A 10,206-nucleotide genomic window follows, 5' to 3' on the forward strand; every position below is an offset into this window, starting at 1 on the left:
GTCGGTGGTGGCGTTGAGGACGGTGGTGAGAGTCTGTTCCTGGTCGGGCCACCGCTCCCCCAGCACGCGCAGCGCAGTTTCCCGTACGTAGGTGTCGGTGTCGGTGGTGGCGTTGAGGACGGTGGTGAGAGTCTGTTCCTGGTCGGGCCACCGCTCCCCCAGCACGTCCAGCGCCATGATCCGTACGTAGGTGTCGGTGTCGGTGGCGGCGTTGAGGACGGTCGCGAAGATCTGTTCCCGGTCGGGCCACCGCTCCCCCAGCACGTCCAGCGCCATGATCCGTACGTAGGCGTCGGTGTCGGTGGCGGCGTTGAGGACGGTCGCGAAGGTCCGTTCTCGGTCGGGCCACCGCTCCCCCAGCACGCTCAGGGCGGTTTCCCGTGCGTCGGTGCTGGTGTCGGTGTCGGTGGCGGCGTTGAGGACGGTCGCGAAGGTCCGTTCTCGGTCGGGCCACCGCTCCCCCAATACGACCAGCGCCGCGTTCCGTACGTAGGCGTTGGTGTCGGTGGCGGCGTTGAGGACGGTTGCGAAGGTCCGTTCTCGGTCGGGCCACCGCTCCCCCAGAACTTGAATAGCTGAGCGTCCTAGATAGGCCATGCCTCTAAAGTGGGAAGCGTGCAGAAGGATAGTGGCTTCTTGGGGAGTACGGCTGAGTGCCGCGGCTACGTCGTCGGCATTGCCGGAATATTCCATCACGCTTGAGTACGCCCAATACCAGCGCATGTAACGGTCGCGGCCACTCCATGAGTGCTCGAAAGTTCCCAGAGCCGGTAACGCCCTACTAAGGCTTCGGACCATCTGGTGCGGGCTGAGTGCCCTGGTGAGGGTGTCGACAACGGCGTCGCTCTGAGCGGCTACCGACAGGCAGGGATCTATGGTTCCCGGGACATAGGGTGCGCCGATATTGCCAGCTTCGGCAAGTGCTCTGATGGCCAACGTCAGCATGGGGGCAAAGTGATCATTGTCTTGTTCGTGCCGGTGGAGTAGTTGAGCGAGGAGGGCGGCTAGGTCACGCTTAATGAGCCCGCCGGCTGTCAGGAGGAGAACTTCGTGCCAGGCCGGATTTTCGGCTTGCTGGATGAGAATGTCCATGAGGTGGTCGCGGGGCCATTCCTCTTCTCCGCGCCGGTAGAGGAGGTCCGTGGCGGCGAGGTATTCGAGGAAGGTGCGGTGGACGAAGCCGTAGAGGCCGCCGCCGTAGTGGGCCAGGAGGAAGTTGCGGGAGCGCAGGTGCTCGACCATGAGGTTGGCTGTGACGGTTGCGACGTCCGGGGCGATGTTGGATTCGGTGAGAAAGGCTTTGATGATGCCGGTGAGGTCGTCGTGGTGGATGAAGGTCCCCGCAGGTTTTCCGGCACCTTCCTGCATGGTGCGGGCGATACGTTCCAGGAGCTTCAGCCTGCGGTCGGCGGTCAGCCCTTCCAGGGCGTGGGCGACGTCGTTGGTGGGCGGGTCGGGGGCTTTGAGGAATTTGGCGTCCCTGTCCCACCGTTCGATGAGGACGTTGATGGCGTGGGCGTAGACCGCGCGGCGTTCTCGAGGGATGGTATGGCCCTTGCCGACGGCGGCCAGGATGGTGAGCAGGAGCGGGTTGCCCGCGAGTTCGGCCACCGGGCGCTGGTTGTGTACCGCGCTCAGGAGCCGCTCCGTCAGCTTGGCGGCGAGCTGGGGTGTCTCCGGGTCGGCTGCTATGTACCAGCGGCGGGTGAATTCCTTGATCTGTGCGAGTTCGAGGTTCTGGAGCATCACCTGGACGAACCCGTTCGCGGTGAACTCGTGGGACTGGTAGCCGTACTCCCGTGAGGTGACCAGAGTGCGCGCCTGGCTGTAGTGGGCTGAGAAGGCAGTGATGCGCCGCGCGGTCTGGGCGCGGACGGACGGGTCGAAGATCTCATCCAGGCCGTCGAAGATGACCATCGCCATCCCGCTGTGCAGAAGCTCCTCGAGTACGGGGCGGGGCAGGTTCATGCGCTCCTGGACGTGTACGTGATCGAGGAAGTCCTCGATGGTGCGCTCTCGCCAGCGCTCCTCCGCATAGAGGCGCAGTTCCACCAGGACCGGAACGAGTCCGGCCAGCCGCTCCAGGGGCGCGGGCATCTCGTTGAGTCCGCCGGCCAGAGCCAGGGCGAGGTACTTGGCCAGCGTGGACTTGCCAGCCCCGGGGTCGCCCAGCACGACGATCCGCGGCGCGGCCAGCGCCGACAACACAGGCCGCGCCACCCCTCGGGTAGCCGCCTCCCGCTCCAGTACCCGTTCTCGGACGGTCTCAGGGAGCTCCTCGTCATCCACGAGTTCACCCGCAGCCAGCAACCGCCGGCGTATACCGTCATCCATCTTTGGTTCGAACGGGCGGCAGGTCTGCGGCATGAAGACCTGCCGCAACTCGATGATCGGCTGCTCACCGGCGAGGCTTGAGGGACCGAGGACGTCCAGATTCAGACGGCGGTGTACTTCCCGCACCCGCTCCAAATACCTGTTGACCGCGGCCCGGGCCCGGGCATCTTGGTCCCCGTGTTCCCGGGACGCCGCTCGTTCCTGCTGGGCATCACGCAGCAGCGGGTCCCACTCCGTCCTCGCTGCCTTCAGCCAGCGCCGGTCCACCTGTTGCTGCTCGTCCAGTGCTGGCTGGCCGGTCCAGGCCGACCACACTGTGACGACGGCCAGCAGGACATCGCTGTCCTGCGGCACCACGAACTTCTCCGGCTGGTCCAGTGGCGGTGCCCAGCTGCTGACCCTCTGTCCGCGGAACGTTTCCGTGCCCGGCTGGCCCGACCGGCGCACCGCGTCTTCCAGACTCTTCAGCGAACTGGACCGGCCGGCCTGCTTGCGCGCGCGTTCGGCCCGTTCGCGTAAATCTCGCAGCCGCACCCGCAGGATGTCGCAACCAGGGCCCAGGACCGGCGCCGCCGGTGTCGTCTTCAACGTTTCCTCCCCGTTCCCCGCGCCCGGGGCGCCCGCCATACCTGGGGCGGGCGCCCCGGGCGCGAGGCTGTGGCCAGGAGCGTAACGGTCCAACTGCCCGCCGTGCCCCGTACTTGGGACAGCTGCCCATCACCGGCGGGAGAGTCATGGCGATGCCGGGCCCGGCACCCTCATCCACCGCTATCTCGCAGGGGAGCCCATGAGTACCTTCCGCCGTAAGCCCACCACCGCCGTACCGGCCCAGACGGATCAGCCCGCCGACCACCCGGCCCCCGCCGGCAGGCCTCTGGGACGCGAGGCCGCCTGCCAGGCAGCCTTGTCCCTGGCCGCCGCCACCGGCCCCACCTTGGTTGCCCTCCTGGGATGGTGGGTCCGCACCCACTGATCCACCACCGGTTGCCGAGGCACCTCGGCAACACCGGTTCCAACGGGTCGGCAGGAAGCTGGAACCCGGTACGGCCCACTCCGCGTACACGGACCGCCCTCACCAGGCGCCGGGCTCCACACCTGGGCCCACCGCGCATGAAGGGCCCGCGGTGTGAATGAAGCGCGGCGGCGGCGTCAGCCATGATGGCCACGGGCGTCCCAGCTCACGCCAACCCGCTCGTCGTGATCATGGCTGTCGCGAGGTGACCAAACTGCTGCCGTTGGGTGCCGGTCCTGAAGGCGGCGGGCTGGCATGGAGGCACCCATTCACAGGGTGGGCCGAGATCGTCCGCCAGGGCGGCGCGTGGGCGATCTTCGACTCCGCCCCGCCACGAGACCGCGCGATACCCGGTACCGGCCCGTCGGCCCCGACGGGCCGGTACCCACCCCCGAAGGGAGTTGGACCATGGCGGGAGAGATCGAGGACGCCATCGAACGGGCCGGACGCGAAGCGTTCACCCGGCAGCCGCCGAAGACCCTCAAGGGCCAGATCGGCTACCTGATCAAGCAGTTCGGCAGCGCGAAGGCCGTCGCGGCGGAGCTCGGGGTCACCGCCGACTCCGTCAACCGCTACCGGCGCGGCGCCCGCAAGCACGCTCGCGCGGATGTCGCCGCGAAGATCGACAACGCCGTGCGGCGGCGGTGGCAGCCCCAGGTCCGCAGGCGCAGGCAGAAGCAGGCCGCCGCGACCACCGGCATCACCGTGGAGACCCGGGCCCGGTTCGGGTACTCCGCGCCGGTCGGCACGACCGACGACGGCCGTTTCCGGCGTCTCACCGTGCACCTGCCCCCCGAGTACGCGCAGCGCCTTTTCGACGCCCGCGACACCGGAGGAAGCGACCAGCAGATGCGCGGAATCATCGCCGACGGACTGAAAGAAATCTATTTCCAGGACGGCGGCGGCCGCGCCATGGGCCTTTCGGACGTCGAAATCAACGAAATTGATTACCTCGATCTGGACTACTGAACAGAAGCGAAAAAATGATTACGCCATTCCCGCCCAGCGATTGCGACGAGAGCCCGCTGACCGCCGTGGACGAAGAGGCCGTCCGCCTGGCCCACGCCCTTGAGGCCCACCCCGGGACCAGCGACGTCACCGACTGCAACGCCCAGGGCGAAGTCGTCTTCACCGCAGGCGGGAGCACCTGGGTGCTCGACTTCCAGGACGGCCCCGACGGCAACGTGTTCCAGGACCCGCCCAGCGCCCCGGCCCCGGCGGGCGGGCCCGCCGCCGACGTGCTGCGCGACGCTGTGATCCCGGCGCTCCTGGCCCACCCCGCCTACCGGGCCGCCACCGCCGACGGCGACACGCTCACCGTCCACCTCGCCACCGGCCGCCACTACACGCTGGTCCTCAGCCCGCCGCCTGACCCCCGGGCACACCACGGGCCGGGCCCCGGCATCGCAACTGCCGGGGCCCGGCCCTCGTGCCGCCCTCACCCCGGAGGAGGGATCTGCCCGTGACCGCACCCACGCCGATCCGGCGCGCGTACGGTGAGGTGACGACCCGCCGGGAGGACCAGATGAGCGCGCAGCCCGACCACGCACCCGTCACTCCGCACGCCCCCGCTCCCGGGGCGCCGGCCGAACTCCTCGCCCAGCTGCGCGCCGACCGGCGCGCGGCGACGTGGGTGCCGGCGTTCGAGCGGGAGTGGGCGGCCGCCCTGGAGGAGTCCCGGCGCACGTTCTCCCTCGCGCCGCTGTACGAGGTCGTCCAGGACTGGCAGGGCCGTCTCGCGCACGCACCGGCCGTCGACGCGTTCGTGGCCTCCGGCTACGACGACGGCGACGCCATCGGCCTGGCGGAGATCCGCCGCCGGCGTCGGTGAGCGGACAGCCGTACGCGGTCCGCGTGTCCGTCCCGGCCGCCAAGGTCCTCGACACCCTGCCCGAGCACACGGTGGACACCGTGTGGGACATTCTCACCGCGGCCGCCGCAGACCCATGGGGCTTCCGGCAGTTCGACGCCGACGACGAAGAAGGCGAGGACGTCCGCTACGCAGCCGTCGGCCAGCTCTCCGTCACCTACTGGATCAACCGGCCCTTGCACCGGCTGACGGTCCTGAACATTGTCTGGCTCGGATAGCCACCCGTGCCAAGTCTCACAGCACGTTTCCTCAGGTGAATGCCTCTCCTGGAAGGCTGCGAGGCTGTCAGACAGCCTGTGTCCGCACGCCGCGCCGAGGTCACCCGATCCGGTGAACCGTCACGCGCAACGGCCGAAAGACTCACTCGTTCGGGCGACACCGTGTCAGTTCAGCTTCCTACCGTCCCCGGCATGACCTCCATCAGCCCGGTACGGAAGGCACCCGCATGTCCCTGGTGAGCGCCATCCATAACCCGCGCACCCCGCTGCGCCTGTTCCTGGACCGCGAGCTGTCCGCGGGACCCAAGCCCCTGCGCGAGAGCTACCGCGCCCAGCACCGCACCGACCACGTCCTGGCCCCGCCGCCCGGCGTCGGCACCGAGGCCGGCACCGTCGGCACCGCCATCGACACCCGGCTGCGCCTGGCCTTCTCCGCGGCCGCGCCCGTCGACCTAACCACCCTCATCGGCATCGAGGTGGTAGCCGCCGACTTCCAGCGCATCGGGCTGCGGATGCGCGCGGTCGGCAACGAACTCGCCTCCCGCCTCACCCGCGCCGTCACCGAACTGGACCTCGCCAACCGCGCCACACCGGTCGAACGCGCCCACGACGAGGAGGAAGACTTGGCCCGGCTGCTCATCGCCGCGGCCTGGTTCCAGGTCGCGGCCCGCACCTCGATCGGCTTCGTGTACACCCCGCTGTTCCTGGCGGCGAGTTCCGCCCCCGATTCCTTCACCCTGGAGCGCCTTCTCCAGCTCCCGCACCAAGACCTCGTGGCCGACGTCGTCGCGCAGCTCTACCGGGCCGCCGACGGCCCGCTCGCCGCCCTACGCGCCCGCACCCGCCCCGAGAACTGCGCCCCCGGCCCGACCTTCCCCCACGCCCGGATCACCGCCGACGCCGACCTTGGTCGCCGACGGCCTGCTCCTCGACTTCAAGAGCGCCCGCAAACCGCACAACCTGCCCAAGAACACCGCCTGGCAGCTCCTCGGCTACCTGCTCCTCGACACCAACGACCAGTACCGGATCGACACCGTCGGCCTCTACATGACCCGCTCGGGCATCCTCGCCACCTGGCCCGTCGACGAATACCTCGCCCTGCTCGGAACCTGCCGCCGCGACCTCACCGCGCTGCGCGCCGTCCTCGCCGAGTTCCTGACCGGCTGCGACGCTGACCGCGAACCAGTCACCGAACAAGACCAGACCCGCATCCGGAAGCTCTTCGAGCGCCTGGCGCCCGCCATCGGCCCCCACTGCTGCCCCGTGTGCGCCCAGCCCGTATCCACCACCCGCCGCACGTACTGCACCCAGTGGTGCTCCCAACGCTCCTCGGTTCTCCGCTCCAAGGGCATGCTGCCCGGCGGCCGGCTGAAGTTCTCCGACCGCCGACAGCACCTCGATCTGCCCGACAACGCGCAGATCGTGAGCGCCACTGCCCGTCTTCCACAGAGCGACCCATGAAGCCGAGCCTGTACGACGGATCACTTCACGGTGTCCGCCGTGTCGGTCGTCTGCACCGCGGTGTTCACGGCGCTGTGCGGCGGAGCCGGGCGCCGCGGCGGCCTCGCGCCGGGGTCAGCATCGGACGCGTGCCAACCCGTTGCAGCAACGCGTCGTGCAACGCCGGGTGCGCTCGGCCCCAGGCAACCGCTTCCCTCGTGGAGAGCAGGACGGCGCCGGGCGTGAACCCATGCCGAATAACAGTGAAAAAGCCGCAAAGAGTGCGTTAGTTCGCCTAAACGACTTTGGCCTCTAATACCAATAAAGGTTTGAGTAGGAAGAGTGATCTACGTCACTTGAGGTGCGGGCGTTATGCCCGCTGGGCGCGAGGTTGTGTGACACGGTTCGAGTGTTCCTGCTGGTCACAGAGTGTCACATACCCGTATTTCCATTGTGATCACAATGGAAAAAGAGGAGGTCAGGGGCTGTTTAGCATGGCTGCGGAGAGTGTTCGGTTTCGCTACCGTGGGCGCAGCCGCGGCCGCGATCCGGACGCGCTGAAGGCGGATTCCGCTCTGTCCAAGATCGCTTACGTGAAACACGCCCCACACAACTCAGGTAGGGGATGCTCGCCCGCCGTGCCGGCCCGCCCACGCCCCCTGACGCCATGTGATCGCAGTCGCCCCTGTTCAGGGAGCTGCCCACGGGTGTCACGGGAGGGACTGCTGTCGGTACCGGTATCTCGCCCGCGAAGAGGCGGAGAGCACCGTGCTTGTCCACTGACCGAAGGAGAGATCCGCCATGACCATTCCGCCTCCCGCGCCCACCGCCCCCGCTTCCGCGCCGGAGCCGGGCCCCGGTACCGCTGCGTGGGTGCCGGCGGCCGTCGCCGCGATCGGCGTTGTGCTGACGCTGACGGTCTGCGCCGTCGTGGGCTTCGCCTTCCACGAGTACCCGGCCCTGCGGGAGCCGGCGTCCGGGGCTTTCGCGGTCGTCACCGGCTTGGGCATGGTGACGACCATCGTCATCTCGGTCACCCGCCGCCGGTGACGTCGGGAGCGGGCTGGCCCGGACGCGGGCGAGCCGGTCCGGGCCAGCGGTCCGCGTCATTGTCGGCGCGTAGTTTCACCATTCGCGGACCGTGGGCACCGGGTGCACCCGTGGACGGCCAGGAGAGCGGCTGTGTACGCCGCTGAGCCCCGTTCACCCGGTCCGGGTCCCCGGAGGTCCGAGGTGAGGCTGTTCGCCTGTCAGGTCGCCGCCGCACACGGGGGACTTCGGTGGCGGTTGGCCGAGGCGGGTCGGGCTGACCCGTACGCGGCGCCCGTACCGTCCCGGCAGGGCGGTGCCCGTCGAGACTTCTCCGGGACGTTGAGAGGGCGCGGCCCTTGACCCAGTTCGCCGCGGGCGGCTGTGATTGCAGATGAAGCCGATGCCCGCCCACGGAGGGGCGCGGTCATCGGCTTCCTGCGGGACAGATGCGCCAACATCTGGTCCCAGGGTCCCTGGTGCGCCGGTTGGAGCCAGTAGCAATCAGGGCAAGGGCGGTCCAGATATATAGACGCGCGCCTCTTGGAGACGAGTGTGCCCGCCGATCTGCGGGGATGGAGGATCGAGCGGGCGTGAAATTGAATCAACCCAGGTCAGCCCATGTCACGATCTCGTCTCCAGGTGCTCTGCGTGGTAGTGGAAGTGCGACCCGTGCGTCGCGCACTACGGGGCTCGCCAACCCGTTCTCCCAGGTCCCTGGCCTGTGTCTACGTGCGCCGGACGCCCTTTTTGTCGGTTCCCGTGGTTGTCATTCTTCCGTGGTAGGCGTCGTGCGGCGTTCTGACCTGCACCGTTAGGCGGTGCCGTGCGGCCCGGCGCACCCTGCCGGGTCGTCAGTCCGATGCCAAGAGCGGGAAGTTCGTCGACTACTTGGCTTTGGCGCGTTGGTGAGCCATGTGGTTGACCGCCCCTCAGGTACCCCTTACGGGCTGAGAAACTTGCCGCAGCAGTCCATCTGTGCGCAGGGAGCGCCAACTCCCCCAGACCGCACGCACGGGCTTTTCGGTTGGAGCCAAGTAGCACCGTCCGGCGATCTCACGGTCGCCGGGCGGTGGTTAGGGAGACCTGTCATGGGCAAGAAGCCCGCCGTCGCGGTGAGCACCGCGACCATCGAGTCGGCGTCGTCCGACACCACCACCATCACGACGAGCGGCCGGTTCGCCATGCCGCACGCTCTGGTAATCATCGTGTCCATCGTCACCGCCGCGTTCATCGCCCCGGACGCGATGACCGTCCAGGACGTCCTCCTGCTCCTCGGCGGCGCCGCCGGCATCGGCGCCGCGGTCGTCCTTCTGGTCGTCACGGGAGGCCGAAGCGGTGGCCGGATCAGCCGGCTCTTCCGCGCGTACTTCAGCTCGGGCCACTGACGTGGCCGCCACGGGACGCCGCGAGAACAACGTGGACCAGACCGTTCCCGCACGCGCGGCGCTCGCGGAGTACCTCCGCGAGCGCCGGCGCGCGGCCGGCCTGACCTACAGCCAGATGTCCGAGGTCCGGAACGGCTGGATCTCGAAGGCCACCTTCGAGCGCGCCGCCTCCGGCTCGACGGTCCCCTCCTGGGACACCGTCGAGAACTACATCCTCATCACCCTCACCGAGAAGGACCTGTTCGGACCCGACGTGCTCCTGACCCGTGGCCACGAGCTGTGGGTCAGGGCACGCCGGGCCACCCGGGCGCCGTACTACGTCCACACCGCGCCCGACCCCACCCTGGTCTCGGACACCGCGGGCTTCCTGCGCGCCCTGCGTCACCAGCACGTGTGGGCGGGCTACCCGAGCCCCGGCGAGATGGAGCTGACGGCCGAGCGCGGCGTGCTGCCCAAGACCACCACGCGCCGCATCATCGCCGGGGACACGCTGCCCGTGGACCCTCCGCAGGCCATCGCCTTCCTGAGGGCCTGCTACGTACGGGGAGAAGCGGAGATCGAACGCTGGCTCGCCGCCGCCGTCCGCGCCCTGCGTGACGACCCGGCACGGTCCAAGCACATCAACCTGTGGGGCGCCGCTCGCCAGGAAGCGGCCCGGCGGGCCCAGGAAGAGGCTGTCGCCTCGGTGACACCGCTGTGGGAGCACACGCAGCGAGCAGCATGATGTGACGGAACCCTTGATGTCCCTGCCCGGAGGGCGGGAAGGACTGCGGCGCTTCCCGTACGGGAAGCGCCGCAGCTGCGTTGGAGCGCTGGTTTCGGTGTCCTCGGCGACCGCGTCCTCGGCGACCGCGTCCTCGGCGACCGCGTCCTCGGCGACCGCGTCCTCGGCGACCGCGTCCTCGGCGACCGCGT

General features: G+C 69.0%; 11 protein-coding genes. 9 read left to right on the forward strand and 2 right to left on the reverse strand.

Annotated features, from left to right (window positions below):
* Positions 1-2,922, reverse strand: a 2,922-nt coding sequence (locus Q0994_RS33585; RefSeq protein ID WP_299542462.1) for an NACHT domain-containing NTPase, incomplete at its 3' end; no start/stop codon positions are given.
* 199 nt (positions 2,923-3,121) lie between these two features.
* Between Q0994_RS33585 and Q0994_RS33590 the strand changes: the two genes are divergently transcribed.
* From Q0994_RS33590 to Q0994_RS33610, 5 genes are all read left to right on the forward strand, one after another.
* Positions 3,122-3,307, forward strand: a complete 186-nt coding sequence (locus Q0994_RS33590; RefSeq protein ID WP_299542464.1) for a hypothetical protein — start codon at positions 3,122-3,124, stop codon at positions 3,305-3,307.
* A gap of 447 nt (positions 3,308-3,754) precedes the next feature.
* Complete coding sequence (locus Q0994_RS33595) at positions 3,755-4,315, forward strand: telomere-protecting terminal protein Tpg (RefSeq protein ID WP_299542466.1); 561 nt, start codon at positions 3,755-3,757, stop codon at positions 4,313-4,315.
* 14 nt (positions 4,316-4,329) lie between these two features.
* Positions 4,330-4,812 carry a hypothetical protein gene (locus Q0994_RS33600; RefSeq protein ID WP_299542468.1) on the forward strand — a complete coding sequence of 161 codons (483 nt, stop codon included), beginning with the start codon at positions 4,330-4,332 and terminating at the stop codon, positions 4,810-4,812.
* Positions 4,813-4,871: 59 nt separating this feature from the next.
* The gene (locus Q0994_RS33605) at positions 4,872-5,177 is read left to right on the forward strand and encodes a DUF6247 family protein (protein WP_299542482.1); all 306 of its coding nucleotides are present in this window, start codon (positions 4,872-4,874) and stop codon (positions 5,175-5,177) included.
* Between the two features lie 23 nt (positions 5,178-5,200).
* Positions 5,201-5,434, forward strand: coding sequence for a hypothetical protein (locus Q0994_RS33610; RefSeq protein WP_299542470.1), 234 nt, complete (start codon positions 5,201-5,203; stop codon positions 5,432-5,434).
* Positions 5,435-5,886: 452 nt separating this feature from the next.
* On the opposite strand, the gene Q0994_RS33615 is transcribed toward Q0994_RS33610, so the two are convergent.
* Positions 5,887-6,198 carry a hypothetical protein gene (locus Q0994_RS33615; RefSeq protein ID WP_299542472.1) on the reverse strand — a complete coding sequence of 104 codons (312 nt, stop codon included), beginning with the start codon at positions 6,196-6,198 and terminating at the stop codon, positions 5,887-5,889.
* A gap of 142 nt (positions 6,199-6,340) precedes the next feature.
* Between Q0994_RS33615 and Q0994_RS33620 the strand changes: the two genes are divergently transcribed.
* The 4 genes from Q0994_RS33620 (at position 6,341) to Q0994_RS33635 (ending at position 10,015) form a co-directional block, all read left to right on the forward strand.
* Positions 6,341-6,895 carry a hypothetical protein gene (locus tag Q0994_RS33620; protein ID WP_299542474.1) on the forward strand — a complete coding sequence of 185 codons (555 nt, stop codon included), beginning with the start codon at positions 6,341-6,343 and terminating at the stop codon, positions 6,893-6,895.
* A 780-nt stretch (positions 6,896-7,675) separates the two neighbouring features.
* Positions 7,676-7,924, forward strand: a complete 249-nt coding sequence (locus Q0994_RS33625; protein WP_299542476.1) for a hypothetical protein — start codon at positions 7,676-7,678, stop codon at positions 7,922-7,924.
* Between the two features lie 1,070 nt (positions 7,925-8,994).
* Complete coding sequence (locus tag Q0994_RS33630; protein WP_299542478.1) at positions 8,995-9,291, forward strand: hypothetical protein; 297 nt, start codon at positions 8,995-8,997, stop codon at positions 9,289-9,291.
* A 1-nt stretch (position 9,292) separates the two neighbouring features.
* Positions 9,293-10,015, forward strand: coding sequence for a helix-turn-helix domain-containing protein (locus tag Q0994_RS33635; protein WP_299542480.1), 723 nt, complete (start codon positions 9,293-9,295; stop codon positions 10,013-10,015).
* Positions 10,016-10,206: the final 191 nt, after the last annotated feature.

The sequence above is a fragment of the uncultured Streptomyces sp. genome (assembly GCF_947488945.1).
Lineage (GTDB): Bacteria > Actinomycetota > Actinomycetes > Streptomycetales > Streptomycetaceae > Streptomyces.

Excerpts from the sequence above, each read along its gene's own strand:
- Q0994_RS33590 (WP_299542464.1), top strand. The coding sequence starts at position 3,122 with ATGAGTACCTTCCGCCGTAAGCCCACCACCGCCGTACCGGCCCAGACG.
- Q0994_RS33595 (WP_299542466.1), top strand. The coding sequence starts at position 3,755 with ATGGCGGGAGAGATCGAGGACGCCATCGAACGGGCCGGACGCGAAGCG.
- Q0994_RS33600 (WP_299542468.1), top strand. The coding sequence starts at position 4,330 with ATGATTACGCCATTCCCGCCCAGCGATTGCGACGAGAGCCCGCTGACC.
- Q0994_RS33605 (WP_299542482.1), top strand. The coding sequence starts at position 4,872 with ATGAGCGCGCAGCCCGACCACGCACCCGTCACTCCGCACGCCCCCGCT.
- Q0994_RS33625 (WP_299542476.1), top strand. The coding sequence starts at position 7,676 with ATGACCATTCCGCCTCCCGCGCCCACCGCCCCCGCTTCCGCGCCGGAG.
- Q0994_RS33630 (WP_299542478.1), top strand. The coding sequence starts at position 8,995 with ATGGGCAAGAAGCCCGCCGTCGCGGTGAGCACCGCGACCATCGAGTCG.